Consider the following 25,562-nt stretch of genomic DNA (forward strand, 5'->3'; position numbering starts at 1 on the left):
GCCAGGCAGAAGCTCCGCTTCTGCCGCATCGTAGGGCGTTTCCTCCCCCCAAAACTGGGTCGCAATTTTGCGATCGTACCCGCTGCCTTCGGGCAGCAGCGGGCTTCTTTGTCTTTTCCAATTGCCACCTCCGGTTTTGTGCCACGCGGCAGATCCGGGCTGCTGAGCAACACAAATACTTACGGGTGCCGGCGACCGATTTGCCGTTCAAACCTCTGGTTGCATTCCCGTGAGTGGCGTGCAATGATCCGGGCATTGATCGCATTTGAAGATTTTTAGTTATTTGGTTTTTGCCGACGCGTTTTTGACCGTTGATCCGCCATTCATTTCAGGAGCGGAGGCCGAGCATGGCAGGGCATTCCAACGTCGCCGACTACATTGCGGTGCCTGATCCTGCGCAGGACCAGGTTTTCGAACCCTATGACACCGCCGAGGTCACTTTCTGAACCGCCGGAGCGAGCCCGGCGCTTGACGGGCTCTGCCGCCGCGCGGGTGTAGGGAGATGTCGATGCGCTGTAGACAGATAATTCCTGTTGCTCTTGCGACTGCCGCTTGCCTCATTGCCAATCCGCCCACGTCGCCGGCGCAAACGACGGCACCGGCAAAGGCCGCCGGGCAATCGCAGACCCCGGCTGTACCAGCCACGGCGGGTGCCGGCGCGCTCGGCCGCGCGTGCGACACGCTGGGCGACCTGCTGCCCCCCGATCCCAATCATCCAGTGCCGCGGCGACGCCTGCCGATCGATGACAGCACCAAGTCACAAATTCTTCACTCGGGCCTGCCCTGTGCGGAGTCCGTCGACACCAACGGGCCTGACCCGACCGGTCTGCGGAATCTGCAGCATGGGTTCGACTTTGTCTCCTGGCGAACCTTCATCGCGCTGAATTCGCCCGCCGACGGGACAAACCTCGACATCGAGCATTCCCAGTCGGACACCCCGACGCAGTGGGAGGACATGAAGAACTTCAAGCAGCTGCTCGACGTGATGCTGCCGCCGGGACAGACGCCGAAGTGGCCGGATAACGAACAGGCGAGGGAAGACGAAAAGGTGAGGCTGATGCCCGCCGCCTGCGTGCCGCAATACAAGACCGGCATGATGGTCATCAAGATGATCGAGGAGACCTTCAATCAGCCGTTCAAGACCGGCCCGCTGATCGACCAGGACGGGCACTACGCGCTGTTCGACATCCTGATGAACAAGGCGATGTTCCATTACATCGAAAGGCATCAGCTCTTCAGCAAGGCCGGCCAGCGCGAGCAGATCAGGGCCGGGCTCGCGATTGATTTCCCATCGGGCCAGAATCCGAACCCCGCCAAGCAGGTCGTGGGCGACGCCGGCGCCATCATGATCAAGGTGTCGTGGAAGATCCTCAATCCAGACGAGATCCGGTCGCGCAAATTCCACATGGTGTATGCGCTGGTCCAGTTGCCGCAGCCATCTGATCCGAACGTGCAGCCGCCGTGCCTGCCGGAAACGCTCGGCCTCGTCGGATTTCATGTGGTTCACAAGACGCTCGGCCGGCCGCAATGGATCTGGACGTCGTTCGAGCATGTCGACAACGTGCCCGAGCAGCGGGAGGTCGATGCCGGCCCGCTTCCACGCCGCTATAGTTTCTTCGACCATTCCTGTAGTGCGGACAAGTGTTCCCCCAACCAGGTCCCGCCGTGGCCCTGGGAGCCGGATCCTGCCGGCGAGCTCAAGTTTCACGGTTCCTTCAACAGCCAGATCACCCGCGTGACGGCGCTGATGGATGCGACCGTCGAGATCAACACCGCATTCCAGAAGTTGCTGAACCATACGGTCTGGCAGAATTACATGCTGATCAACACGCAATGGCCGAGCAACTTTGGCTGCACGAATCTTCCCGCGAAGAATGTAGACCCGAAGATGCTGTTCCCCAACACCGACTTCCAGAAGCTGCCGGACATGACGTGCGCGCCGGCGCCGACATTCCTGGCCAACTCCACGCTCGAAACCTATAGCCAGGGCGATGTGCCGCAGGCGTCGTCGAGCTGTATGGCCTGTCACGGCAACGCGACCGATTTCCAGAATGCGCCCGCGGACCCCAATGCCGCTCACTTCAACCAGTCCGACTTCACATTCATGCTGGAGAAGGCGCAATGAGCGATCCACATACCGGGAGCGGCGCATTTCCGCTGAGCGCGCTGGATGACAGGGACGTTCGGCTGACGCGCCGGACCATGATCGCTGGCGCGATCGCTACCACTGCGGCTGTGGCTTCCGCTGCAATCGATACGCCGGCGAATGCCGGCAGCGTCAGTCCGGACCAGCCGCAGGATATGGTGGCCTTCCTGCTGCTCTCTGCGGCGCTCACCGGCGTGAGTCCTGCGACTCTGGAGCCGGACTTTGGGCCGGCCAAGCCCGGCGTCGACATGCTGACATCCGTTCCAGGTCCCGATCCCTTCGACGTCGAGCGCGATTATCTCAAACTGCTCTACAGCAAGGATGCAAAGACCTTCGAGGCCATGCTGCAGATCGCGAAGGATCACCGCGAATCCGCGCCGGACATCATCGCTGCCGTCAACACGGACGAAGCGACGATGTATTTGGGCCGTAGCCTCGTGCTGCTCTGGTACCTCGGCGCCTGGTACGATCCGGCGAACCTCAAGGACGCGCACGAGAAAGCGAACCCGAACGCAACAGACCAGCCGCATAAAAAGCCCGAGCAGTCGTTTGTTCAGTTCGCGGTCGCATCCGCGAAGGCCTATACGCGGGGGGTGCTCTGGAGAATCGCGGAGGCTCATCCGATGGGCTACAGCGAGCTGCAGTTCGGTTACTGGTCCCGTCCGCCGGCTGATCCGAATGATCCGCACGGCCCGATCGACTTCATAACCGCCGATTTCCGGAGCAAATGACGATGGCCGACAGCTGCATCGAATGCGACGTGGCGATCGTGGGCTCGGGCTTCGCGGGGGGGTTGGTCGCCAACGAACTCAGTAAAACACGACGGCTCAAGGTCGTCGTGCTCGAAGCCGGCCCCGGCGTGCCTCCCAACATCAACGACTACATGCGGAGATTCTACAAGGCTGCCGCCAAGGTGCCGGAAAGCCCATATCCGCCGGAGCTGTTCGGCACCGACGGAAAATTACGCGATCCGGCAAAGATGCCCGTGGGTCGGCCGACCGTGATTGCCCTCCAGGCATCGAACTGGCAGGATCCAGCGCAGAGCTATCTCATCCAGCAGGGGCCACGTCCCTTTGCCAGCACCTATGAGCGGATTGCCGGGGGGACCTCGCACTGGCTCGGCACCAGCCTCAGATTCGCCCCGGCTGATTTCCGGATGAAGTCGACTTACGGCAAGAACGCACCCGGATTTCCATGTCCGGACTGGCCGGACGACATCACCTACGACAAGATGGCCTCGTTCTACGAGCGAGCTGAGGCAGAACTCGGCGTCTCGGCCGATACGAAGGAACAGACCTTCGCCGGCATCACGTTCCGCGACGATCATCCATACCCGATGCCGAGAATTCCTGGTTCGGTACTCGACCAGAGGATCGGTACGGCACTCCGCCACCTCACCGACGATGAGACGCGATTTCTCGGCATGCCGACGCCAGTCAACGAGATCAAGGTGCGGAGCCTGCCGGCGGCGCGCAACTCCCAGCCCTATCGTAACAGGCGCGCCTGTGCGGGCAACACCAACTGCATCCCGATCTGCCCGATCCAGGCCAAATACGACCCGACGATCTCGCTGAACGATGCCACCAGCCGCAACGACGCCGGCAACAATTTCTACACGCACATCATGCCGCACACCGTTGCGAGCGAGATCATCGTCGAAAATCACCAGGTCGACCGGATCGACTTCATCCGCTACGAGGGCGATGCTGGAGCGCGGGTCAAGGGCTGCATCAAGGCCAAGGTCTATGTCATTGCCGGCAACGCGATCGAGACGCCGCGGCTGTTGTTGATGTCGAAGGGCGCCGGTGTCAACGGCGTCGCCAACAGCAGCGGCCAGGTCGGCCGCAACTTGATGGACCATCCCTATTACGTGGCTTGGGGTCTGCTGCCGCTAACCGCTGACCCGGTCTATCCCTATCGCGGCCCGCTGATCACGTCCGGCATCGGTGATCTCTGCGACGGCCCGTTCCGCACTGACCGTGCCGCATTCCGTGTCGACATCGGCAATGAGGGCTGGAATTTCGTCGTCGCCGGCGCAGAATTCGGTACCGATCCCAACGTCACGGCGCTCGATTTCGTCAACGGCACGAATGCCAGCGGACTCAATCAGGCCAACCACAGCGGGCTTCCCGGGGACAACCAGGTCCTGTGCGGAGTGGATCTCGCCAAGAAGCTCAACAGCCTGATCGTCAGGCAATTCCGCATCGGCTTCCTGGTCGAACAGAACCCCGATCCGGACAATCGCGTGACGCTGTCGCCCGAGCACAAGGACGGGCTCGGACTGCCGCGTCCGCAAATTTCCTACAACATCTCGGACTATACGCGCAGCGGCATCGTCGCGGCGTATCGGATGACGAAGCTCATTTTCGGGAAGCTGGGAGCGACTGATTTCACCGCGCCCGCGGCTGGTGACCCGGGCCGCTTCGACGAGATGATCGACGGCAAGCCGACCCATCTCACCTATACCGGTGCGGGCCACATCATGGGCACCTGCCGGATGGGGGACAATGCCAGGACATCCGTGGTTGACGCGAACCAATGCTCGCACGATCATCGCAATCTCTTCCTGGTTGGAAGCAGCACTTTCCCCACGGGCGCCACCGCCAATCCGACGCTCACGCTTGCGGCTCTGTCCATGAAGACAGCGGACGCGATCATCGGAAGATTCCCATGAGGAACTGGATAAAGGGCATTTTCCGCAACGCGGGCCGGACCCTGCTGCGGCGCTCGCGATGCGCCGTCACTGTGCTCTTCGCGGCGGGCGCGCTGGCACAATCTGCACTGCCGGGACACGCGGCCGCCGATTGCCCGGCTCTCCCGCAAAACCACGTTCCCAAGGTGCCGGACGAGGAACTCAACATCGACAAGATCAAGCAGCTGCTGCTCGACTATCATCAACGCTACTACGACATCGATGTCGCAGCGGTGTTCGACACGGCGCGTGCCTTCATCGAGCAGAACGCCACGCGATGGAACAAGCCCGCGCTGGTTCTTGACATCGATGAGACATCACTCACCAACTGGCCCAACCTGCTCGCGGATAATTTCGGCTTTATCGACGCTGGCGCCTGCGACGCGCTGCCGAACGGCCCGTGCGGATTCACCCAGTGGGTCATGAAGGGCTCCGCCCGGCCCATCGAGCCGGCGCTCAAGCTGTTCGAAGCCGCGAAGGCGAAGAATGTCGCCGTGATCTTCATTACCGGCCGCAAGGACAGCGTTCGCGACGCGACGATTCTCAATCTCGACCATGCCGGCTTCGAAGGCTGGAGCGAGCTCCGCACGCGGCCCAACCGCGACGATGTGGACACGGTGGAGGCCTACAAGTCCGCGGAGCGGACCAAGGTCGAGGCAAAGGGGTATACCATCATCGCCAATGTCGGCGATCAGCTCAGCGATGTCAGGGGCGAACCGACCGGCAAATGCGTGTTCAAGGTCCCCAATCCGTTCTACTTCATCAAATGATCACATCACACCCGGAGGGCGTTCCATGCGCTTCGCTGCATCGATCGTGCTGTCTGGCCTCCTTTCCATGTTGTCTCAGGCCCCGGCCTTTGCCTGGTGGGACGAAGGGCATATGCAGATCGCCTATCTCGCCTACAGGCGTCTCGACCCCGCCGTGAAGGACAGGGCCGACGCGCTGCTGCGGCTCAACCCGGATTATGCCAGCTGGACGTGCGGTGCGCCGGATCCGGAGAAGGCAAAGCTCTACGCCTTTGTCCATGCCGCAACATGGGCCGACGACATCAAGACGAAGACCGACTACACCGACAAGCACGACGACATCGACAAGCTGACCGCCAGTCAGAACATCGGCTATTCCGACAAGCTCCGGCACCAGTACTGGCATTTCAAGGACACACAGTATTCGCCTGATGGCGCCACGCTGCCGCCGCCCGATCCGGTCGATGCGGTGACGCAGCTCACACTGATGATCGCCGCTTTGCCGGCGTCCTCCGGCGCGTCCGACGACCTGCGCTCCTACGATCTCGTCTGGACGCTGCATCTCGTCGGCGACCTGCATCAGCCGCTGCATGCGATCGCGCGCTATACGTTGGCGCTGATGAACGACCGCGGCGGCAACGCCGAAACCGTGATCCCCGCGACCGGCGAGTCCCTTCCGCTGCATTTCTACTGGGACCGCATGTTCGGCGGCTTTGCCTCGGTGCCCGGGGCGATCTTCGATGCCGACGAGAAAGGCGGCCTTGCCGAGGTCACCCCGAACGAAAAGGCTGCGAAGGTCATCGATCCGGCAGTTTGGGCGAAGGAAAGCTACGAACTCGCCAAGACCTATAGCTACGCCGATCCCGTCGGCAACGGGCAGGCGGCTGCCGCGCTTACCCGAGCCTACGAAACCACCGCGCGCACGGTGGCCCGGAGCCAGGCGGCGCTCGCCGCCGCGCGGCTCGCGAACCTGCTTAATACGGTGCTGAAATAGCGCCCTGTGGCCAGTGACCGGCGTGAGCTTTCGCAGCGGCACGGATCATTCTTGGAGTGACGAAGGCAGCGGGATGCATTAAGCGTTCGGTCCAGCTTATCGTGCCTGAAAAATATCCAATGACCACGTCTCCAATCGCGATCCGGCGCCTGACTGCCGCCGACGCAGCGCTGTATCGCGAGATCCGTCTCGAGGCGCTGCGATCGAACCCTGAGGCATTCGGCAGTGCGTTTGAGACCGAAAGCATCCGGCCGGTCGGCTGGTTCGCCGAACGGCTCGAAGGCGGCGCGGTGATGCTCGGGGCGTTCCAGGCGCACGAGCTCGTCGGGACCATTGGATTTATGGTGGCCGACGGACCGAAGCGCCAGCACAAGGGCGCGTTCGTTGGAATGTATGTGCGCCAGGCGGCACGGCGCGCCGGCGTTGGCCGCCGGCTGCTCGACGCCGCGCTCGAGCTCGCGGCGCAGTCCGTCGAGCTGGTCCAACTCATCGTGGTGAAAGGGAATGAACCGGCGCTACGGCTCTACCAGAGCGCAGGCTTTCTGGAGTATGGCCTGGAGCGACACGCCCTGAAGATCGACGGCCGTTACTATGACGACATCCTGATGGCAAAGGATCTGGCCGGCCGTCACGGATCGGTGACGCCATGATGCGGCGGTGGCATGCACGCTGAAGCGGGCGTTGCGGATGTGTCGGCGAACCACCAATTGTCCGGTGTGCTAATTTTCGGACGTTTCTGATGGCGGAATGGTACTTCATCTGGGTCGAAGGCCTGCGCGGACCTGAACCGCAGAAATGGTCGTCAGACGCGCTGTGGGGGCAGCTCGCCCGGCAGGACGTCATTGTCCGATTTCCGCTCACGGACCGGGAAGCCGAGCTGTCGATCGACCAACTGGCAAGGCTGCACCCGGTCCCTTATTGATCGTTCATGCGCGAAGGCTGGCACGACCCTGTGTCAACCGAAATCGGGCGCGCAGCGCTCGCGCGAAGCCAAAGCTGTTCACCTGGACCGACGGCCTGATCCTGGAGTTCATCCTCGGCGTTTATCTCGGCCTGATCTATCGGAGCGGCTTTCGCGTCGGGTGGATCGCCGCGTCAGTCCCTGTGCTCGCCGGCCTGGCACTCGGCTATCCCGAGTTCAACTGGCCCGCGGTGTTCTCGGCCGGGCTGCCCGCGATGCTGATCGTCGGCGGTCTCGTGCTGTGTCCACCGTTGAAGGACTCCGGCGCAACGTTCGGGCTGACGATCCTGGGCGACGCGTCCTACGGCATCTATCTCAGCCACACGATCGTGCTGCGTCCGTTCCGCGACGTCTGGGCACGGCTGGTCGACGGCGCCTGGTCGCCGTTACTGTTCTTTATCGGTGGTACCGTCGTCGCCATCGTGGTGGGCTGCGCCATCCACTACGCCATCGAGCGGCCGACGCTGCGGCTCCTGAGCCGGCGGCTGCGCGCCTCGCTTGGCGTGCGGTCCTCGCGGGCGCCGCTGGTGGCCGCAGAGTTGAAGGCCTAACAGCCGCGGCAGATGCTTTTCAGCTTGCTGTTGAGCAGGCGGTCTTCCTCCTCGGAGGCCGCCTTGGTGTAGGGATCGTCGGCATGGCGCTTGTCGGCCGCAAATGCGCCGGCGCCGCCCGCGCCACCGCCGTGCATGTGAAAGCCGCCATGCCCGCCATGACCCCCGCGAGCGCCCGCTGCCGACATGGTGGCCGCCAGCATGGTCAGAATCAGCCCCATTGTCGTGATCGTCCGCATGTCCTGCCTCCTCGTTACGCGCGATACCGTCGGCATCGGGCAATTCGATGTCGGCAATTTCACAAATCATGTCGACGGCGGTCGCCCCGATTCGGGGCTGGGCCCGCTCGGCCGGTTCCGGCAAAAATGCCGATCATGTGCCGCACATAGGCCGCAGGCGGATGGCTTCATGCCGACAACGCAGTGCTCGCCCCGCCAAAATGGTGTATCGGCAAGCTCTGCCGCGCGCAGGCACCGTCCCGCGCCACACGATCAAGATATTGCAGGATATTGGAGGAAGCTTTCATGTCGGCTCTGCCACTCTCGGGCATCAAGATTCTCGACCTGACGCGGGTGCTCGCGGGCCCGTTGTCGGCCCAGATGCTGGCGGATCTCGGCGCCGAGGTGATCAAGATCGAGCGCCCGGGCGGCGGCGACGATGCCCGCGCCTTCGGGCCTCCCTACCTGACGGACCCGGACGGCAAGCAGAACAACAACAACTCGTTCTACCTGTGCGCCAACCGCAACAAGAAGTCGGTCACCGTCAACATCGCCAAGCCGGAAGGGCAGGCGATCATCCGCGAACTCGCCAAGTCCGTCGACGTGATGATGGAGAACTACAAGGTCGGCGATCTCAAGCACTACGGGCTCGATTATGAGACGATCAAGGCGCTCAACCCCGGCATCATCTATTGCTCGGTGACCGGCTTCGGGCAGACCGGCCCCTATGCGGCGCGCGCCGGCTATGACGCGATCCTGCAGGCAATGGGCGGCCTGATGAGCGTCACCGGCCATATCGACGGCGAGCCTGGCGAGGGCCCGATGAAGGTCGGCCCCTCGATCGTCGATTACATGACCGGCATGAACACCTCGATCGGGATTCTCTCGGCGCTCTATCATCGCGACGCCAATAATGGAGAAGGGCAGCAGGTCGACGTCTGCCTGTTCGATACGGTGATCGCCTCGCTGTCGCATTGGCTCCAGATCTACCTCGTCAACGGCAAGACCCCGCCGCGCCGCGGCACCTGGGGCAATGGCGGCATGCCCGCCGGCGTATTCCGCTGCACCGACGGCGAGCTGATGCTGGTGGTCGGCAATGACGGCCAGTTCCAGCGCACCTGCGCCGTGCTCGGCGAGCCGGAGCTCGCCAACGACAAGCGCTTCATCAAGAACAACGACCGCGTCGTGCACGGCAAGGAGATCATGGCGATCTTCGCCGGGCTGTTCCTCAAGCAACCCGTCGCCACCTGGCTGGACAAGCTGGAGGAGGCCGGCGTGCCGTCGGGTCCGATCAACAATTTCGAGCAGGTGTTCAACGACCCGCACGTCCAGTCGCGCGGCATGCGGGTCAAGGTTGAGCATCCGTTCGAGCCACAGCTCTCGCTGATCCGTAATGCGCTGACCTTCTCCGGCACGCCGATCACCGACTACCGCGCCCCGCCGCTGCTCGGCGCCGACACCAAGGAGGTGCTGGCGACGATTGGTTACGACGAGGCCAAGGTCGACGGGCTGAAGGCGCAGGGGATCGTTTAGCGCGATGTATTGAGGCCGCGCCACTCGCGTTTCCCGTCATCCTGAGGCGCTCGCGAAGCGAGCCTCGAAGGATGCACGGCCCGGCTGGTGGCCGTCGATCCTTCGAGAAACCGCTTCGCGGCTCCTCAGGATGACGGGCACAGGCTGTGGCTTGCGGCTATAATACTTCGACCCGCATCGAAGCATGATTGACCTGGCCGTGCTAGCCTGCCGCCATCGATCCTCTATCGAAGGTGGCACCCATGAAACGAGAAGTCGTCCGCGTTGAACCGATCTCGAGCTGGCTGGAGCGCTGGAAGGCGCCGGCCTCGGCGGTGACGCGGGCCGGGAACATGATCTTCGTCTCCGGCCTGCCGCCGTTCGATCCCGCAACCGGCGAGATCGCCGCCGGCGCGTCGATCGAGCGGCAGAGCGAATTGGTGATGGAGCAGCTCAAGCAATGCCTGGAGGCCGCCGGCGCCTCGTTCGACAATGTGATGAAGTGCAATATCTTCTGCACCTCGGCAAAGCACTTCGCGACCTTCAACGCTATCTACAGGACATACTTCCCGCATGATCTGCCGGCGCGGATCTTCGTCTGCATCCCGGAATGGACCGGGCCGTTCGACATCGAGATCGACTGCATCGCGATGGTGTGATCAGGACGATTTTGCGATCGCAGACCCCGCATGTCGCTTGCGCTCATGCGGGCTACGCATCTACAGATCCTGCCGCGTCAGCCGACCCTGCACGACCGCGGGCCGTACGGGCGGCTTGCTTTGGGCCTCGCCCATCGTCAGCGCCATGACCGACACCGCGACCACGCGGTTGATGATCCCGGCGACGTCGTCGAGGTCGCATTTGCCTTCCGAGAGCCGGATCAGCCGTTCCTTCTCGCGGATGGTGTGGTGCGCCATCGCGAGCGCGAAGTTGAGGCCCCAATAGAGCTCGGTGTCGTCGCGGCCAGGCATGGCGCGGCGCATCGCGGCGGCGAATTTGCGCAAATGATCGACTTCGCGGTTCTTGATGCGGCGGATCGGCGGCACCGATTCGATCGAGGCGCGGATCATGAAACGCGCGGCGGTGGAGCCCTCGCGGTCGGGGCCGAGGCAGCCGCGCAAGGTCGGACCGACGAGGGCGCGCATGATGTGCTCGATGGAGGCGCGACCGCCGCCTTTTTCCTCCGCCGCTTTCAATTCATTGAGACGCTCGCGGTTGGTCTGGATGCTGCGGGTGACGAACAGCTCTGCGATCAGCTCGTCCTTGGAGCCGAAATGGTAGTTGACGGCCGCAAGGTTGACGTTCGCTTCCGCGACGATGTCGCGCAGCGTGACGTCGCCGAAGCCGCGGTCGGCATAGAGACGTTCGGCGGCGCCCAAGATGGCGGATCGGGTCTGATCGCTCGGCATGGGTTACCCCCGATGCTGCGGTTGCATTTCAAACATATGTATGAAACTATCGTTTGAAGAGCCGGAAATGTCAATCCGCATCTCGCGGGGGGCGTTCCGGCAAGCCACATTCGCTGACGCCTGCGAACGGCCCTTGCGGCGCGCGGGCGCGAGGTGGACAGTGCGGCCCAAAGTCTAGGAAACGAGGAGCGTCCCATGGATTTCAATTTGTCGGCCCGGCAGAAAGAATGGCTCGAGCGCGTTCAGGCGTTCATGAAGACGCATGTCCGCCCGGCGGTGCCGATCTACGACAAGCAGGATGCCGAAGGCCCGCGCTGGAAGGTGATCCCGATCCTCGAGGACCTGAAGAAGAAGGCGAAGGCCGAAGGCCTCTGGAACATGTTCATGCCGCCGTCCTCGCATGAGGACGATGAATTCCACGGCGCGGGATTGAGCAACCTCGAATACGCGCTGCTGTCCGAAGAGATGGGCCACATCTCCTGGGCCTCCGAAGTCTTCAATTGCTCGGCACCCGATACCGGCAACATGGAAGTGTTTATCCGCTACGGCACCAAGGAGCAGAAGCGCAAATGGCTGCGCCCGCTGATGGACGGCGAGATTCGCTCGGCCTTCCTGATGACCGAGCCGGCGGTGGCCTCGTCCGATGCCACCAACATCGAGACCCGGATCGAGAAGGACGGCGATCACTACGTCATCAACGGCCGCAAATGGTGGTCGTCGGGCGTCGGCGATCCCCGCTGCAAGGTCGCGATCCTGATGGGCAAGACCGATTTCAACGCGGCCAAGCATCAGCAGCAGTCGCAGATCCTGGTGCCGCTCGATACGCCCGGCATCAAGGTCGAGAAGATGCTGCCGGTGTTCGGCTTCGACGACGCGCCGCACGGCCACGCCCAGGTGCTGCTCGAGAACGTGCGCGTGCCGAAGGAGAACATCCTGCTCGGCGAGGGCCGCGGCTTCGAGATCGCGCAGGGCCGGCTTGGTCCGGGCCGCATCCATCACTGCATGCGTACCATCGGCAAGGCCGAGGAGGCGCTGGAGAAGATGGTGAAGCGGCTGGCCTCGCGTACCGCGTTCGGCAAGAAGATCATCGAGCATTCGGTGTGGGAGCAGCGGATCGGCGAAGCCCGCACCGACATCGAGATGAACCGCCTGCTGTGCCTCAAGGCCGCCGACATGATGGACAAGGTCGGCAACAAGACCGCGCAGGCCGAGATCGCGATGATCAAGGTTGCGGCGCCCAACATGGCGCTCAAGATCATCGACAACGCGATCCAGGCCTATGGCGGCGGTGGCGTCTCCGACGAGGCCGGGCTCGCCAAGGACTATGCCCATATCCGCACGCTTCGCCTGGCCGACGGTCCGGACGAGGTGCACAATCGCGCCATTGCCAGACTTGAACTTCGGAAGTATGCAAACACGTCGCACTGAGCATGATCCGAAAAGCGTAGCGTTCGCGCGGACATCATGCTCAAAACGAGAAGAAAAATCAGGCCGGCGCGCCGGCCTGATTTAGGGAACGCCTGATGGCGCTCCCCAAGAACCAGTAGGGAGCGTCATCGTGGCGGACGGCGTCAGGAAAGACGAGGAATTTTCCGGGACAAGGGAAGTCGAGGAGCGCCATCGCATCAACGAGGCGCATCTCGATGCCTGGATGAAGGAACACGTTGAGGGCTATCAGGGCCCACTCAAGGTTCTGCAGTTCAAGGGCGGTCAGTCCAACCCGACCTACAAGATCGAGACATCCGGCCGCAATTACGTGATGCGCCGCCGTCCGTTCGGTAAATTGTTGCCGTCGGCGCACGCGGTCGATCGCGAGTTCCGCGTCATCGCAGCGCTCGGCAAGCAAGGCTTTCCGGTCGCGAAAGCCTACGCGCTATGCACCGACGACGCCGTCGTCGGTTCCGCCTTCTACATCATGTCGATGGAGGAGGGGCGGGTGTTCTGGGATCCGACGCTGCCGAGCCAGGAGCCGGAGGCGCGCCGGAAAATCTTCACCAGCAAGATCGAGACGCTGGCGCACCTGCACATCCTAGATCCCGAAAAGATCGGGCTTTCCGATTTCGGCAAGCCCGGCAATTATTTCGCGCGCCAGGTCGATCGCTGGACCAAGCAGTACCGCGCCTCCGAGACGCAGCACATTCCTGAATTCGAGAAACTCGCCGAATGGCTGCCGAAGACCGTGCCGCAGCAGGAACGCATCTCGGTCGTGCACGGCGATTACCGCCTCGACAACATGATCTTCCACTCAACCGAGCCGCGGGTGCAGGCGGTGCTGGATTGGGAATTGTCGACGCTCGGCGATCCCATGGCCGACTTCACCTATCTGTTGATGCAGTGGACCATGCCGGGCCTTGCGGGCGCCGACCTCAAGGCGCTGAACATTCCGAGCCAGGACGAAGCCGCGCAGATCTACTGCAACGTCACCGGCGTGGCTGTGCCTGACCTGAACTGGTACTTCTCCTACAATCTGTTCCGCCTCGCGGGCATCACCCAGGGTATTGCGGGGCGGGTCCGGGACGGTACCGCCGCGAACGCCAAGGCTATTGAATCGGCCAAGCGCACCGTGCCGCTGTCGCAGGCGTCATGGGCATACGCGCAGAAAGCCGGCGCGGTCTGACCTCGTTTCAATGACAAAGGACCCGGTGTGAACGCGGTAGTTCGCGTTCCGCCGGGGCCTTTGCTTTGTTCGCGTCAATGCGTGCCGGACGACGGTTTCGGGTCCTTGTCGAGACCGCCGTTCTTCGGTTTCAGCAGTGTCGTCGTGGCTGATACGGACGGCACAGGCTTGCGCGACGCCGTCTTGGCGTCGTCGCCGGCTCTCGCGGCAGCGTGATCCTTCTCCTCGTGATAGCGGCCGTCCAGGCTGCTGTTGATCACATCCCAGATCTGCCGCAGCCGCCGGACGTGGAGATCGTCTCTGACATAGCCGATGACTGCGCTTAGCACGTCCTTTGGATCGAGCTTGCGTTCGCTTCCCTTGGCGCCACTCTGCGAGACCGGAGCCGTCTCTGCGGCAAAGCCGGAGATGTCGAGGCCCAACAGGATGAAAGCGACGCGCTCCTTCAGCAACGGATTGTCCAGGCAGCGTTCGAGATCGAAGATCGTCCGGACGTGGATGTCGCGCAGCGCAATCGTCCGCGCAGGTCCGACGGCCAGGATGAGTTGCGCCTGCGCCACCCAGTCAATCACCTCATAGAGCCCATAGGGCGTCTCCACGAAGATCTGGATCGGATTCATCGTCGCGAGGTTCTGCACGTCCTCGATCTCGAACTCGCCGAGGCGAAGCTTCATGAACGGGTCGATCCCCAGGATCATGTCGAGCGGCAGTTCCTCCTGGAGTGCTTTGCTGGCGGGTGAGACGCGCCGCAGCCGGATCCAGGGAAACTTCGCGATCAGCGCGCTGATGAACAGGTCGGGGACGAAGCCGATGACGAACGCGGCTGCAATCTTCGGCTTGTCGCCCAGCATGTCGAAAATGCCGCTCTGAGCTACTGCTGCGCTGACGAATATCGCCAGCGTGATGTGCAGGAAGGACGTGAAGAACGAGATCGGCGACAGGTCGAAATTCGCGATCCGCCGCACCAGATATTGCAGCGTCCAGACGTAGCTGCTCAGGAATGTATAGGTGACCATCCCCTCCCAGCCTTTCGGCTGCGCATAGAAATTGTTGCCGGCGGCATCACGGGGCGTGAACGCGAACTCGAAGCAGAGGAACGCGAGCAGGACATAGATCGCGACCGGAAAGATGTAGTAGCGGATCGAATTGGCGTTGGACGATCCGGCGCGCTCGGGGTTGGACTCCGGATCGTACTTGTATTTGACCAGTTCGAAGGACGGCAGAATGATCGGACGGCCGTCGGATTGGGCGAACTGGAATAGCCGTTCGAGGTCGAGGACGATCTCACGGCGAGAGGCCCGCACGTTCATGCGGCCGACATAGACACCGAGCGGGACCAGCTTGCTGAAGGTGGCGATCGCCACCGCGCGAAGGACGCTGTCACTGAGAATTTGAACACTGAAAAAATGGGACATGAGTATCCGCCTTTGGCTTGCGGGACGTCGTCGACGTCCTCGGCCCTTGCGACGCTCAAGCAGGCGTTCGGCGGCGTGCGATCTGTTGACGCGCATCAATCATGCGTTGAGGATCGAACACGCGATTAATGCCCGCTCGCCGAAACGACACCTCTTTTGCGTCGAGGGCGCTCCAAAAATTCCCGGCAATGGACTTTTCGTTCAATTTCAAACGTTGAATATGCAGGTATTCAACCACGGATAGAATGCTCTCGCAAGCGTACGGTCACGCCTCACGCGAGGCCTCGATCCCGAAACCGGACACCAAGGGCGCCGCGCAGCGACAAAATGCGGCACGCGGCTTGAGTTTGCGGCGCTGCTTTGGCAAGGGAATTGGTCAGATAACCTGCCCTTTGTCCTGATCGGACGTCCCATCTTGAAACTATCTGCGAATATCCGCGGCAGCCTGTTCATGGCTGCGGCCATGGCCAGCTTCACGCTGAACGACGCCATCACCAAGGCGGTGTCGACGGAGCTGAATATCGGGGAGATCCTTCTCGTCCGTGGTCTGTTTGCGATCCCGCTGGTCGCGGTGCTCGCCCATCATCGCAAGGCGTTGCGGACGTTCCGCGCGCTGTTGATCGGTCCCGTGGCCCTGCGCATTGTTGGCGAGATCGGCGGCACGTTGACCTATATGGCCGCGCTCGCGCAGATTCCGTTGGCGAACGCGTCGGCGATCTTCCAGGCGCTGCCGCTGGTCATCACATCAGGCGCCGCCCTGGTGTTCGGCGAGCCGGTCGGCTGGCGGCGCTGGCTTGCGATCGTGGCCGGCTTCATCGGCGTGCTCGTCATCGTCCGGCCAGGCGCCGAAGGCTTTAGCCAGGCTGCGTTGCTGGCGCTGGCGTCGGTCGGCTTCTGCGCGGTGCGCGATCTCGCGACGCGCAGCATCCCGAAAGAATTGCCGACCTTGTTCATCACGCTGCTGACGACCGTGACGGTGACGACCTCAGGTGCCGTCACCCTGGTTCCGCTCGGCGGCTGGCAAGCGCCGTCCGGCCATGCGCTTGGCCTTCTCGCGCTCGCCGCGGTCCTGGTCCTGATCGGCTATCAGTGCATCATCGTGGCGCTGCGCACCGGCGATATCTCGGCGGTGGCGCCGTTCCGCTATTCCGCACTGCTGTGGGCGATGCTGCTCGGCTATCTCGTCTTCGGCCATAGCCCCGACGGTCCGATGCTCACCGGTGCCGGGATCATCGTAGCCTCCGGCCTCTACGCTTTCTACCGTGAGCGCAAGCGCGACAAGCTCCGCCCGGCCGCGACCGGTCCCGGCCTGCCGCCCGATGGGTTGTGACGGAGACCCTGATCATCATCGGATGATCGTGAACAGGCGGCTCCAGCGCAGCGACGACGGCCAGCGCCACACCTGCCAGGCCGACGCGTCATCGCCGATCGAGAAGAAGATGATCTTGGCTTGCCCGATGAGGTTCTCGAACGGCACGTAGCCGACCCCGCCGCGGGCGGGCGGGACCCGGCTGTCGAGCGAATTGTCGCGGTTATCGCCCATCGCGAAGAAGTGCCCGGGTGGCACCGTGTAGACCCCCGTGTTGTCGTATTCGGAGCCTTCGATGCGATCGAGCGTGTCATAGCTGACGCCATTCGGCAGGGTCTCGTGCCAGCGCTTGACGCGGATCGGGCGCGGACCCGCGTCGCGATCGATGTAGTCTTCGGCGCGCTCGCGCTTCACGGCTGCGCCGTCGATGTAGAGTTGCCCGTCGATCATCTGGATCCGGTCGCCGGGCAGGCCGATCACGCGCTTGATGTAGTCGATCGAATCGTCGCTGGGCAGCCGGAACACTACGACGTCGCCGGGCTTGGGTTCCGAGCCGAAAATGCGGCCCGAGAACAGCGGCGGCGAGAAGGGCAGCGAGTAGTGGGTGTAGCCGTAGCTGTATTTCGAGAGGAACAGATAGTCGCCGACCAGCAATGTCGCTTCCATCGACCCTGACGGGATGTTGAAGGACTGGAACAGGAAGGTGCGAATGACCAGCGCGATGATCAGCGCCTGCCCGGTCACGCGGAGCGTTTCCGCCCATCCGCCTTGCTGACGTTTTTGCTCGCTCGAGGCGCTCATGGGCTTCCGTTCCATCGGCCGCAAGCGCCAATCCCGATGCAGGATCCCAGCAGCCCTTGCTCGCTCAGGCGCATCAGCAGGGGATAAAGCGTGGATGTAGACTTTCTGTCAAGCGGCCGGGGGCGAGCGCCTCAGGGTTGTCGCCGGATGGATTGTCGTTCGTGGCCCAAGTGGGCGAAGCGATACCGCGGACGGATGTCCCGGCATTCGCTTCGCCCATCACAAGTTCATGGCCGGATGCCCGGGCATGACGAGGGCAGCCGTCCGTCAGTGAACCCCGCCGGTCACGTGCAATGTCTCACCAGTGATGTAGGAGGCATCGTTCGAGGCGAAGAAGGCCACCGCCGCGCCGATCTCCTCGACCTTGCCGATCCGCGCCAGCGGCGTGATGGATTCGATCCACTTGCGCATGTCGCCCTCGGCAAGGCCGGCGGACACCACGCCTTCGGTCGCGATCATGCCGGGGTTGACCGTATTGACGCGAATCTTGCGCGGCGCCAATTCCTTTGACAGCACTGAGGAGATCGCGTCCACCGAGGCCTTGGTCGCGGTATAGACGGCGGAGTTTGGCGGCGCCATCGTCGACACGCCGGAGCTGATATTGATGATGCTGCCACCCGCCGCATTGAAGTGCCGCGCCGCTTCCTGCGAAACCAGCAGCAGGCCGAGCACATTGAGATCGAAGTGCTTGTGGAAATGCTCGGCGGTAATGCCGTCCAGCGGCGCGAACTCGTAGAGGCCGGCGTTGTTGACCAGGATATCGATCGGGCCAAACGCCTTCACGGTCTGTGCCACCATCGACTTCACATGGCTGGCGTCGGTGAGATTGCCGTGGACAGCGATGGCTTTGCCGCCCTTGCCGGTGATCGCGGCCACCACGCGCTCAGCTGCCTGTTTGCTGGCGCTGTAGTTGACCGCAACCGCGGCGCCCTCCGCGGCGAGGCGGATCGCGATCTCGGCGCCGATACCCTTTGACGCGCCGGTTACCAGCGCCACTTTGCCTTCAAGTCTCTTGTTCATCTTGCTCTCCATTCCTGCGCGGACGCGCTTATGCTTCATTAGTTCAGTAATAACGAACTATTGCGCTTGTTCAAGGGCAGCGATATGTATTTCGGCATGGTGCAATTCGTTCACCCCTCGCGCGAGGACATCACATTGGCGGGAGTGCTGGCAGCGCTCGCGGACCCGATGCGGCTGCGGATCGTCAGAAGCCTGCTCGAGCAGAACGATTGCATGTCATGCACGGCGGCAGCGCCGTGCCCCGATATGGCCAAATCGACCCTGTCGAACCATTTCCGCGTCCTGCGCGAAGCCGGTTTGATTCACACCTCGAAAAAAGGCGTCGAGCATCGCAATGTGGTGCGCGAGGCCGATATCAATGCGCGCTTTCCCAAATTGCTGAAGACGATCCTGGGGTATCCGGAACAGAACAGCGCGTAGGGCGGATCAAGGAAGCGTAATCCGCCAGGTTACGCGGACGTTGGCACGGCAGGGCGTAGTCCGGGTGAACAACTTGTCCACCGTAGCTCGAAGAGCGAAGGCGGAAGCGATACCCGGGGAGGCGTTCCCGCATGTCGCTGAGCCTGTCATCGGGCGCGCATTCGCGCGACCCGTTGGCTCATGCGGACTACGGAGCCGCGCTAACCTTTCGCGCAATGCGCGATCAGCCGCGCGACGAAATCCCCGCAGCTCGTCAGTTGCGAAATCTCGACGAACTCATCCGGCGTATGCGCCTGCGCGATCGCGCCGGGGCCGACCACCACCGACGGGACATTGGCCATGCTGACGAACAGGCTGGCCTCGGTGCCGAAGGCGACCTTGGCGTGGTCGTTGCGGCCGGCGAGCTGCTTGGCGAGCGTGACGATGGCATCGCCCGCCGGCGTGTCGAGCGCGGGATAATCGAGGATCTCCTCGAAATCGATGCCGCACGCCGAGTGGCGTTTGCGCATGGCGGGCTCGATCTCGGCCTTGGCCCAGGCGATGATCGCATCCGTCACCTGCCGGGACTCGGTGATGCCGATACCGCGGCACTCGAATTCCACGGTGCAATGGTCAGGCACGATGTTCAGCGCCGCGCCGCCATGCACGATGCTGGTGAGCAGCGTGGAGTGCGGAACGTCGTAGAGGCTGTTCTGTTCGGCATCAGCGGCAAGCAGCACGGCGCGGCGCCGGATCTCCGTGATCAGATCGGCCGCATATTCGATCGCGTTGACGCCGTCGGGCGCGATCGAGGAGTGCCGCGCCAGCCCGCGGAACGTCGCGCGGACGCCGTGCTTGCCCTTGTGTCCGATGATCACCTGCATCTGCGTCGGCTCGCCGACGAAGCAGCCGAGCGGCTTGATCGGCTTGCGATCGACCTCGCGCAGCATCGGGCGCACGCCGACGCAGCCGATCTCCTCGTCATAGGAAATCGCAAGATTGATCGGGGCCTTCAAATCGGCCTCGCGCATCTCCGGCACCATGGCGAGGCAGACGGCGACAAAGCCCTTCATGTCGGTCGTGCCGCGGCCGTAATACCGTCCATCGCGCTCGACGAGTTCGAACGGGTTGTGGGTCCATTGCTGTCCGGCGACCGGCACGACGTCGGTATGCCCTGACAGCACCAGGCCGGGCTTGTCGTCGGGGCCGATCGTGACCCACAGCGAGGCCTTCTGCCCGGTGTCGTCCACGATCCGCTGCCCACTGACGCCGAGCGAGGCAAGGTAGCTCTCGATATAGGTGATCAAGGGAAGGTTCGAGCGATCGCTGATCGTGTCGAAGGCGACGAGGTCGGCGAGGATCTTGCGGATACGTTCGGGTCTTTGGCTTTGCATGGTCTGGTTCGGTTGTGGGAGAGAGCGTTCGGTCGGCGAAGCATAACACCTTATTTGCTCGATGAGACCGCCGTAAATCTGCAAGCGGTGTCCGGGGCAGTGAACTACCCGGGCAGGCCGATCGGATCCGGCGAAATGCTCAAATGATTTAGGCGGACTTCGGAATTGAGATGATGAGGGCGTGTCGCCACGCCTTCATCGTCAAATCGTCAATCACTGATTTGCCCACCATGGCAAGCCCCCGCGCGAAAAATATTTCGTTTTATCAGAAGTATAAATTGGTGTATGAATCTCTCGTCCCACCCGATTGAGGGGCGAGCGCACGTCACGAACGCGCGGTGGGATGCGGTGGACGCCGAGGTGCACGAGACGAACGCACCAACAGCGGACGGTGAAGTCGTGTGGGCCTGACGCCCCAGTGGCTGGCGTCGAGTTCTTGAGAAGCTAAGGCTCTCAGGGATGACGGTGACAAAAAAGCCCGGTCTCGCCGAGGTGAGCACGAAGTAAGCCGTAACCCATCGCGCAGGGAAAGCCGGGTTGTTTCCGGTTACACCTGTGGTCCTACCCCCGTGCTTTTTGTTGCACGGGGCCCATGGGTGCAATCGGCACCCGGCTTTCCCTGCGCCCTCTTTGAGGAGAGGGCGAAACGAGAAGCAAAGCTCGGGCAAATCATGTCGCGAGAATGCGCATCTGCGGCCACTCCTGTCATCGCCCGCGAAAGCGGGCGATCCAGTACGCCGCGGCCCATCGGCTCAAGCACAAATGTCTCTGGAATACTGGATCGCCCGGTCCCAGTGTGCAATTGCGCACAAGGCCGGGCGACGACACTGAATGTGCGGCTTCAGTCGACTTCCCAACGCCGTTGGAACGACATTGGAGAGCGCCTTGCTAAATCGGCTTGCCCGCATACGGCATCGATGCCGTCAGGCCGCCGTCGACCGGGATTGCCTGGCCGTTGACGTAGGACGCGTCGTCGCTCGCCAGGAACAATCCCATCGCGGCAAGCTCGTGCGGCTGGCCGGCGCGCTTCAACGGATTGAGCTGGCCGATCTTGTCGGCGGTGCCGCGCTCCTTGGCGCGGTCGAACACCGGTTTTGTCATTCCGGTTTCGATCAGGCCCGGGCAGACCGCGTTGATGCGCACGCCGGTGCCGGACAGCGAATAGGCGGTGGTCTGCACCAGGCTGATGACGCCGGCCTTGCTCGCGCCATACGGATGCCCGCTGGCGCCGGCCTTCAGGCCAGCGACCGAGGCGGTGCAGATGATCGAGCCATGTCCTTGCTTGGTCATGTGCGGAATCGAATGCTTGATCGCAAGGAACGGGCCGATCAGATTGATACGCAGCACCTCCTGCCAGTGCTCCACGGTCTGGTCGCCGAGCGGCACCAGGCCGCCGCTGACGCCGGCATTGGCCCAGATCGCATCGAGCTTGCCGTATGTGGTGACAGCTTTTTCGATGAAGGCCTTCACGTCGGCTTCCAATCCGGCATCCGCACTGACCGCTTCGACGGTGCCGCCGGCATCGCGCACCAGCTTGGCGGTCTCGTTCACACCATCGGTGCGGTCGACCGCGATCAGCTTGGCGCCTTCCCTGGTGAACAGCAGCGACGCCGCGCGGCCGATGCCGCTTCCTGCGCCGGTGATGATGACGGATTTGCCTTCGAGGCGGCCCAAATTCTTCGTCACGTGTTTCTCCCTGCTGGCGCGTTCCATCGCGCTTGCCGCACGATGGAATTCAAACAAGATTTCAAACGTCCGAAGCACTTGAGACGATGTGCGGCGTGACGTACAGCGACGGGGGACACTATTGAAGGGCTCATCCGATGTCCAATCCAGACAAGCCAAAGGTGACGGTGACGCGGTGGTGGTGGGTTCGCCACGCACCGGTGCGCAGCGACGGCGGCAACATCTACGGCCAGGCGGACCTCGACTGCGACACCGGCGACACCGAAGTGTTCGAAGCGGTCGCCAAGATCCTGCCGCGCGAAGCGGTGTGGTACTCGAGCAATCTGAAGCGCACGCATCAGACTGCCGACGCGATCTGGGCCGCCGGGTTCCCGAAGCCGTCTCATATGATCAAGGACGCAGCTTTCGCCGAACAGCATCTCGGGCAGTGGCAGGGCATGAACCGCGCCGCGTTTCTCGCCAGCCGTCCGCCGGGCAGTGCCTGGTTTGCCGACGTCAACGAGCCCGCACCCGATGGCGAGAGTTTCATGGATCTCTACACTCGTGTTTGCCGCGCGATCGTGCGGATCACTACGAAGGAGTCGGGCAAGGACATCATCGCCGTCGGCCATGGCGGCGTGATCAAGTCCGCTGTCGGCCTCGCGCTCGGCGGCCAGCCGGAGCGGGGCCTGTCGTTCGACATCGACAATGTCTCGGTGACGCGGCTCGATCATGTCGCCGCGCCCGGCGTGTCGATGTGGCGGTTGCCGATGGTGAACCAGCAGCCCTGGATCGCCGATCCCAGGCACGCCGCGATGCATCAGCCGGCCGGGCCGGAGGTCAAGCTCGCGTGACGTGGTTGTGGCGCGGGACGAACGCTGGTTAGCTCAACGCAGAATTCAACGCCTCATATCAGGGAGAGAAACATGAGCTTGTTCGACATGAAGGGAAAAGTCGCCGTCATCACCGGCTCGACGCGCGGCATTGGACGCGCCATTGCCGAGCGCATGGCCGAGCACGGCGCCAAGGTGGTGATTTCCTCGCGCAAGGCCGACGTCTGCGAAGAGGTCGCGAACGAGATCAACGACACCTACGGCAAGGGAACAGCCGTGGCGATCGCGGCGAACATCTCGTCGAAAGAAAATTTGCAAAACCTGGTCGACGAGAGCAATCGCGCCTTCGGCAGGATCGACGTGCTGGTCTGCAACGCGGCGTCGAACCCGTATTACGGTCCGCTCGCCGGCATCTCCGACGACCAGTTCAGGAAGATTCTGGACAACAACATCGTCGCCAACAACTGGCTGATCTCGATGGTGGTGCCGCAGATGATCGAGCGCAAGGACGGCTCCATCATCATCGTGTCATCGATCGGCGGGTTGAAGGGCTCGACCGTGCTCGGTGCCTACGCGATCTCGAAGGCCGCCGATATGCAGCTCGCGCGCAACCTCGCCTGCGAATATGGCAAGCACAACATCCGCGTGAATTGCATCGCGCCGGGCCTGATCAAGACTGACTTTGCCAAGGCGCTGTGGGACAATCCGGACACGCTGAAAGCCTCGACCGCCCGCTCGCCGCTGCTGCGCATCGGCGTCCCCGACGAAATCGCGGGCGCCGCGGTGCTGATGGGCTCGAAGGCCGGCGACTTCCTGACCGGCCAGACCATTGTCATCGATGGTGGCGCGACGATTAGTTGATGGTTGCGAGTCATTCCGGGGCGCGCGCAAGCGCGAACCTCAGATGTGCAATTGCACATCGGGGAATCTCGAGATTCCAGGTTCAGCCCTTTCGGGCTGCCCCGGAATGACAAGTCAATCCACCGCCGCGTACACTCCGTTCCGCACCAGCGAGCGGAAATATTCGCGCTGGCCGGGGCCCTGCATCATGAAGACCGCCATCAGGTCTTCGCTGGGGTCGATCCAGAAGAACGTGCCGGCCATGCCGCTCCAGAAGAACTGGCCGACCGAACCGGAGAACGGCGCGATGCCCTGCTGCGTGCGCACGGAGAAGCCGAGGCCAAAGCTGTGGCCGGGGGACACCAGCGTGCCCTGGATCTTCACGTCTGGCGCGAGATGATCGGAGGCCATGAACTCGAGCGTCTTGCGGCCGATGATCCTGGTGCCGTCGAGCGAGCCGCCGTTGAGCAGCATCTGCGCGAAGCGCGCATAGTCCATCGTGGTCGAGACCAGACCGCCGCCGCCGGACTCCATCGCGGGCTTCTCGAGCATGTTGAACAGCTGGACCTTCTCGCGGCTCCAGGGGTCCATCGCAAACGCCTCGGCGAGGCGGCCGGCATTTTCCTCAGCGGTGTGGAAGGCGGTCTCCGCCATCTGCAGCGGCTTGAGGATGCGCTCGGTCAGGAACGCGCCGAGCGTCTCGCCGCTGACGACCTCGATGATGCGGCCGAGGATGTCGGTGGAGCGGCTGTAGTTCCACTCCGCGCCGGGCTGGCAGACCAGCGGCATGCCGGCCAGTATGGTGGCGTGCTCGGCATTTGTGATCTTGCGGCTGCGCAGCCGCGACTGCTGGTAGAGCCGCTGCACCAGGCCGTTGCCGGTGTGGTCATAGGTCAAACCGGAGGTGTGACGGAGCAGGTCCTGAACCGTCATCTGGCGCTTGGGGGGGACCAGTTCGAGTTCGCCGTTGTGCTCGACGCCGACCTTGGTCTCTGCGAATTCCGGAATGAACTTTGCGACGGGGTCATTGAGCAGGAAGTGACCGTCCTCGAGCAGCATCATGATGCCGATGGAGACGATCGGCTTGGTCATCGAGAAGATGCGGAAGATCGTGTCGTGCGCCATCGGCGCGGCGGCGAGCGGGTTCTGGCGGCCGATCGCGTCGAACCAGCCGATCTGGCCGCGCCGCGCCACCAGCACCGTCACGCCAGGCGTGGTTCCCTTGTCGACCTCGCGCTTGAAGGTGTCGGAGAGCGCCTGCAGCCGCGCGCTCGACAGCCCAATGGCTTCGGGCTTGGCGAGGGGGAGGGACGGGGTCCTTTGGCTGATGGCGTCCTTGGTGGCGGTTTGAGCGTTCATGATCTCTCCCTTGCTCGTGATTCTTGCGGCGGCGCACCGCCGGTTGGTGATGGCGAAAGTCTGGCGCAGAAGTTCTGCATTGAACAGCACGTTAACCGCTTCGCTCTTGCAAATCGGCCATGCCCTGTGCTTGAAACGGCGCGAACCGGTGGCGACGCCGGTTCCCTGCAGGAGTGTAGCTCAATTGGTAGAGCACCGGTCTCCAAAACCGGGGGTCGCAGGTTCGAGCCCTGCCACTCCTGCCAGCTAAATCAAATACTTAGCTAGATTTTTCTGAGGCGGCGCTACCGGCAAACTGACATCAGGTAGCAGGCAGGTAGCAGCGACGTAACGTGCCAAAGGGCCGCCGCGGATTTCTCCGCCTTTCCCTAATGGAAACGACCCCGACGCGGTCGGCGCGCCGAGGTCGCCATTCCAATGCTCCCGACGGGGTTGGGGGGCGCAAGCCGGGAGCGGAGGATCGATTCCTAGCTAAACCGGTTGTTCCACGGCCCCGCCATGACTCTGGCGCTGGTGCGGTTTGGCCCGTGCGTGCTCTCGCCCGACCATCGCGGCGGCCTGCACATTGCTCTTGTGAAAGCTCGGGCAAGAACGGTACTGGCCTGTTTTAACCCCTAGTGGCCTAGTTTGATTTTGACCGTGGCCTGAATTGGTTAGGCCGCGCTCTCAGTAAGACTA

Annotated in this window: 25 protein-coding genes and 1 tRNA gene; 17 read left to right on the forward strand and 9 right to left on the reverse strand. The window is 62.8% G+C overall.

The features are described 5' to 3' along the window. Nucleotides 1–508: 508 nt before the first annotated feature. The 8 genes from ACP2YO_RS18930 to ACP2YO_RS18965 all read left to right on the forward strand — a co-directional run bounded on the left by ACP2YO_RS18930 (nt 509) and on the right by ACP2YO_RS18965 (nt 8,093). Complete coding sequence (locus ACP2YO_RS18930) at nt 509–2,125, forward strand: hypothetical protein (protein WP_426442193.1); 1,617 nt, start codon at nt 509–511, stop codon at nt 2,123–2,125. After that, entirely contained in the window at nt 2,122–2,877 is a 756-nt protein-coding gene (locus tag ACP2YO_RS18935; RefSeq protein WP_426442194.1) for a hypothetical protein, read from the forward strand. The genes ACP2YO_RS18930 and ACP2YO_RS18935 overlap by 4 nt, the downstream gene beginning before the upstream one ends. A gap of 2 nt (nt 2,878–2,879) precedes the next feature. Continuing rightward, complete coding sequence (locus ACP2YO_RS18940) at nt 2,880–4,820, forward strand: GMC family oxidoreductase (protein ID WP_426442195.1); 1,941 nt, start codon at nt 2,880–2,882, stop codon at nt 4,818–4,820. Beyond that, nucleotides 4,817–5,608 carry an HAD family acid phosphatase gene (locus ACP2YO_RS18945; protein WP_426442196.1) on the forward strand — a complete coding sequence of 264 codons (792 nt, stop codon included), beginning with the start codon at nt 4,817–4,819 and terminating at the stop codon, nt 5,606–5,608. Before ACP2YO_RS18940 ends, ACP2YO_RS18945 begins: the two co-directional genes overlap by 4 nt. A 25-nt stretch (nt 5,609–5,633) precedes the next feature. Beyond that, a complete protein-coding gene (locus ACP2YO_RS18950) occupies nt 5,634–6,581 on the forward strand; it encodes a S1/P1 nuclease (RefSeq protein ID WP_426442197.1) in 948 nt (315 codons plus the stop codon). Nucleotides 6,582–6,700: 119 nt separating this feature from the next. Beyond that, the gene (locus ACP2YO_RS18955) at nt 6,701–7,231 is read left to right on the forward strand and encodes an N-acetyltransferase family protein (RefSeq protein WP_426442198.1); all 531 of its coding nucleotides are present in this window, start codon (nt 6,701–6,703) and stop codon (nt 7,229–7,231) included. 89 nt (nt 7,232–7,320) lie between these two features. Continuing rightward, nucleotides 7,321–7,503: a hypothetical protein gene (locus ACP2YO_RS18960; RefSeq protein ID WP_426442199.1), complete on the forward strand. Its 183-nt coding sequence runs from the start codon at nt 7,321–7,323 to the stop codon at nt 7,501–7,503. Then, nucleotides 7,500–8,093: an acyltransferase family protein gene (locus ACP2YO_RS18965; protein ID WP_426442200.1), complete on the forward strand. Its 594-nt coding sequence runs from the start codon at nt 7,500–7,502 to the stop codon at nt 8,091–8,093. The genes ACP2YO_RS18960 and ACP2YO_RS18965 overlap by 4 nt, the downstream gene beginning before the upstream one ends. On the opposite strand, the gene ACP2YO_RS18970 is transcribed toward ACP2YO_RS18965, so the two are convergent. Beyond that, nucleotides 8,090–8,332, reverse strand: coding sequence for a hypothetical protein (locus ACP2YO_RS18970; protein WP_426442201.1), 243 nt, complete (start codon nt 8,330–8,332; stop codon nt 8,090–8,092). The genes ACP2YO_RS18965 and ACP2YO_RS18970 overlap by 4 nt on opposite strands. 285 nt (nt 8,333–8,617) lie before the next feature. On the opposite strand from ACP2YO_RS18970, the gene ACP2YO_RS18975 reads away from it, so the two are divergent. Both ACP2YO_RS18975 and ACP2YO_RS18980 read left to right on the forward strand, forming a co-directional pair. Beyond that, a complete protein-coding gene (locus ACP2YO_RS18975) occupies nt 8,618–9,844 on the forward strand; it encodes a CaiB/BaiF CoA transferase family protein (protein ID WP_426442202.1) in 1,227 nt (408 codons plus the stop codon). Nucleotides 9,845–10,086: 242 nt separating this feature from the next. Continuing rightward, a complete protein-coding gene (locus ACP2YO_RS18980) occupies nt 10,087–10,482 on the forward strand; it encodes a RidA family protein (RefSeq protein WP_426442203.1) in 396 nt (131 codons plus the stop codon). Between the two features lie 60 nt (nt 10,483–10,542). Here ACP2YO_RS18980 and ACP2YO_RS18985 read toward each other — a convergent pair whose 3' ends face one another. Then, nucleotides 10,543–11,232, reverse strand: coding sequence for a TetR/AcrR family transcriptional regulator (locus ACP2YO_RS18985; protein ID WP_426442204.1), 690 nt, complete (start codon nt 11,230–11,232; stop codon nt 10,543–10,545). A gap of 195 nt (nt 11,233–11,427) precedes the next feature. On the opposite strand from ACP2YO_RS18985, the gene ACP2YO_RS18990 reads away from it, so the two are divergent. Together ACP2YO_RS18990 and ACP2YO_RS18995 are read left to right on the forward strand one after the other, a co-directional pair. Further along, a complete protein-coding gene (locus ACP2YO_RS18990) occupies nt 11,428–12,660 on the forward strand; it encodes an acyl-CoA dehydrogenase family protein (protein WP_426442205.1) in 1,233 nt (410 codons plus the stop codon). Nucleotides 12,661–12,790: 130 nt separating this feature from the next. Further along, a complete protein-coding gene (locus ACP2YO_RS18995) occupies nt 12,791–13,849 on the forward strand; it encodes a phosphotransferase family protein (protein WP_426442206.1) in 1,059 nt (352 codons plus the stop codon). 74 nt (nt 13,850–13,923) lie between these two features. On the opposite strand, the gene ACP2YO_RS19000 is transcribed toward ACP2YO_RS18995, so the two are convergent. After that, nucleotides 13,924–15,264, reverse strand: coding sequence for a hypothetical protein (locus tag ACP2YO_RS19000; protein WP_426442207.1), 1,341 nt, complete (start codon nt 15,262–15,264; stop codon nt 13,924–13,926). Nucleotides 15,265–15,319: 55 nt separating this feature from the next. Then, the gene (locus ACP2YO_RS19005; RefSeq protein WP_426442208.1) at nt 15,320–15,502 is read right to left on the reverse strand and encodes a hypothetical protein; all 183 of its coding nucleotides are present in this window, start codon (nt 15,500–15,502) and stop codon (nt 15,320–15,322) included. 177 nt (nt 15,503–15,679) lie between these two features. On the opposite strand from ACP2YO_RS19005, the gene ACP2YO_RS19010 reads away from it, so the two are divergent. Continuing rightward, nucleotides 15,680–16,594 (forward strand): DMT family transporter, encoded by a 915-nt coding sequence (locus tag ACP2YO_RS19010; RefSeq protein ID WP_426442209.1) that lies wholly within the window; start codon nt 15,680–15,682, stop codon nt 16,592–16,594. Between the two features lie 15 nt (nt 16,595–16,609). Here ACP2YO_RS19010 and lepB read toward each other — a convergent pair whose 3' ends face one another. Both lepB and ACP2YO_RS19020 read right to left on the reverse strand, forming a co-directional pair. Then, nucleotides 16,610–17,374 carry a signal peptidase I gene (gene lepB / locus ACP2YO_RS19015; RefSeq protein ID WP_426442210.1) on the reverse strand — a complete coding sequence of 255 codons (765 nt, stop codon included), beginning with the start codon at nt 17,372–17,374 and terminating at the stop codon, nt 16,610–16,612. Nucleotides 17,375–17,641: 267 nt separating this feature from the next. After that, nucleotides 17,642–18,394 (reverse strand): SDR family NAD(P)-dependent oxidoreductase, encoded by a 753-nt coding sequence (locus ACP2YO_RS19020; protein WP_426442211.1) that lies wholly within the window; start codon nt 18,392–18,394, stop codon nt 17,642–17,644. Between the two features lie 96 nt (nt 18,395–18,490). Between ACP2YO_RS19020 and ACP2YO_RS19025 the strand changes: the two genes are divergently transcribed. Further along, the gene (locus tag ACP2YO_RS19025; protein WP_426443250.1) at nt 18,491–18,814 is read left to right on the forward strand and encodes an ArsR/SmtB family transcription factor; all 324 of its coding nucleotides are present in this window, start codon (nt 18,491–18,493) and stop codon (nt 18,812–18,814) included. 200 nt (nt 18,815–19,014) lie between these two features. Here the strand turns inward: ACP2YO_RS19025 and argE are convergent, their stop codons facing one another. Then, entirely contained in the window at nt 19,015–20,187 is a 1,173-nt protein-coding gene (argE, locus tag ACP2YO_RS19030) for an acetylornithine deacetylase (protein ID WP_426442212.1), read from the reverse strand. An 888-nt stretch (nt 20,188–21,075) separates the two neighbouring features. Next, nucleotides 21,076–21,861, reverse strand: coding sequence for an SDR family NAD(P)-dependent oxidoreductase (locus ACP2YO_RS19035; protein WP_426443251.1), 786 nt, complete (start codon nt 21,859–21,861; stop codon nt 21,076–21,078). Nucleotides 21,862–22,010: 149 nt separating this feature from the next. Between ACP2YO_RS19035 and ACP2YO_RS19040 the strand changes: the two genes are divergently transcribed. Beyond that, nucleotides 22,011–22,706 (forward strand): histidine phosphatase family protein, encoded by a 696-nt coding sequence (locus ACP2YO_RS19040; protein ID WP_426442213.1) that lies wholly within the window; start codon nt 22,011–22,013, stop codon nt 22,704–22,706. 72 nt (nt 22,707–22,778) lie between these two features. Next, nucleotides 22,779–23,546, forward strand: coding sequence for an SDR family NAD(P)-dependent oxidoreductase (locus tag ACP2YO_RS19045; protein ID WP_426442214.1), 768 nt, complete (start codon nt 22,779–22,781; stop codon nt 23,544–23,546). A 114-nt stretch (nt 23,547–23,660) separates the two neighbouring features. On the opposite strand, the gene ACP2YO_RS19050 is transcribed toward ACP2YO_RS19045, so the two are convergent. Next, entirely contained in the window at nt 23,661–24,884 is a 1,224-nt protein-coding gene (locus tag ACP2YO_RS19050) for a serine hydrolase domain-containing protein (protein ID WP_426442215.1), read from the reverse strand. Nucleotides 24,885–25,053: 169 nt separating this feature from the next. Here ACP2YO_RS19050 and ACP2YO_RS19055 point away from each other — a divergent pair. Further along, nucleotides 25,054–25,129, forward strand: a tRNA-Trp gene (locus ACP2YO_RS19055). The last annotated feature ends 433 nt before the right edge of the window (nt 25,130–25,562 follow it).

Origin of the sequence: Bradyrhizobium genosp. P (assembly GCF_049949265.1) — a bacterium.
In the GTDB taxonomy this organism is placed as follows: domain Bacteria; phylum Pseudomonadota; class Alphaproteobacteria; order Rhizobiales; family Xanthobacteraceae; genus Bradyrhizobium.

What these genes read in the sequence shown, in the direction of transcription:
- ACP2YO_RS19050 (WP_426442215.1), bottom strand. Translation starts at nt 24,884, where the DNA reads ATGAACGCTCAAACCGCCACCAAGGACGCCATCAGCCAAAGGACCCCG.
- ACP2YO_RS19000 (WP_426442207.1), bottom strand. Translation starts at nt 15,264, where the DNA reads ATGTCCCATTTTTTCAGTGTTCAAATTCTCAGTGACAGCGTCCTTCGC.
- ACP2YO_RS19020 (WP_426442211.1), bottom strand. Translation starts at nt 18,394, where the DNA reads ATGAACAAGAGACTTGAAGGCAAAGTGGCGCTGGTAACCGGCGCGTCA.
- ACP2YO_RS18950 (WP_426442197.1), top strand. Translation starts at nt 5,634, where the DNA reads ATGCGCTTCGCTGCATCGATCGTGCTGTCTGGCCTCCTTTCCATGTTG.
- ACP2YO_RS18940 (WP_426442195.1), top strand. Translation starts at nt 2,880, where the DNA reads ATGGCCGACAGCTGCATCGAATGCGACGTGGCGATCGTGGGCTCGGGC.
- ACP2YO_RS18930 (WP_426442193.1), top strand. Translation starts at nt 509, where the DNA reads ATGCGCTGTAGACAGATAATTCCTGTTGCTCTTGCGACTGCCGCTTGC.
- ACP2YO_RS18980 (WP_426442203.1), top strand. Translation starts at nt 10,087, where the DNA reads ATGAAACGAGAAGTCGTCCGCGTTGAACCGATCTCGAGCTGGCTGGAG.
- lepB (WP_426442210.1), bottom strand. Translation starts at nt 17,374, where the DNA reads ATGAGCGCCTCGAGCGAGCAAAAACGTCAGCAAGGCGGATGGGCGGAA.
- ACP2YO_RS19045 (WP_426442214.1), top strand. Translation starts at nt 22,779, where the DNA reads ATGAGCTTGTTCGACATGAAGGGAAAAGTCGCCGTCATCACCGGCTCG.
- argE (WP_426442212.1), bottom strand. Translation starts at nt 20,187, where the DNA reads ATGCAAAGCCAAAGACCCGAACGTATCCGCAAGATCCTCGCCGACCTC.
- ACP2YO_RS18990 (WP_426442205.1), top strand. Translation starts at nt 11,428, where the DNA reads ATGGATTTCAATTTGTCGGCCCGGCAGAAAGAATGGCTCGAGCGCGTT.
- ACP2YO_RS18975 (WP_426442202.1), top strand. Translation starts at nt 8,618, where the DNA reads ATGTCGGCTCTGCCACTCTCGGGCATCAAGATTCTCGACCTGACGCGG.
- ACP2YO_RS18945 (WP_426442196.1), top strand. Translation starts at nt 4,817, where the DNA reads ATGAGGAACTGGATAAAGGGCATTTTCCGCAACGCGGGCCGGACCCTG.
- ACP2YO_RS18935 (WP_426442194.1), top strand. Translation starts at nt 2,122, where the DNA reads ATGAGCGATCCACATACCGGGAGCGGCGCATTTCCGCTGAGCGCGCTG.
- ACP2YO_RS18960 (WP_426442199.1), top strand. Translation starts at nt 7,321, where the DNA reads ATGGCGGAATGGTACTTCATCTGGGTCGAAGGCCTGCGCGGACCTGAA.
- ACP2YO_RS18985 (WP_426442204.1), bottom strand. Translation starts at nt 11,232, where the DNA reads ATGCCGAGCGATCAGACCCGATCCGCCATCTTGGGCGCCGCCGAACGT.
- ACP2YO_RS19040 (WP_426442213.1), top strand. Translation starts at nt 22,011, where the DNA reads ATGTCCAATCCAGACAAGCCAAAGGTGACGGTGACGCGGTGGTGGTGG.
- ACP2YO_RS18970 (WP_426442201.1), bottom strand. Translation starts at nt 8,332, where the DNA reads ATGCGGACGATCACGACAATGGGGCTGATTCTGACCATGCTGGCGGCC.
- ACP2YO_RS18955 (WP_426442198.1), top strand. Translation starts at nt 6,701, where the DNA reads ATGACCACGTCTCCAATCGCGATCCGGCGCCTGACTGCCGCCGACGCA.
- ACP2YO_RS19025 (WP_426443250.1), top strand. Translation starts at nt 18,491, where the DNA reads ATGGTGCAATTCGTTCACCCCTCGCGCGAGGACATCACATTGGCGGGA.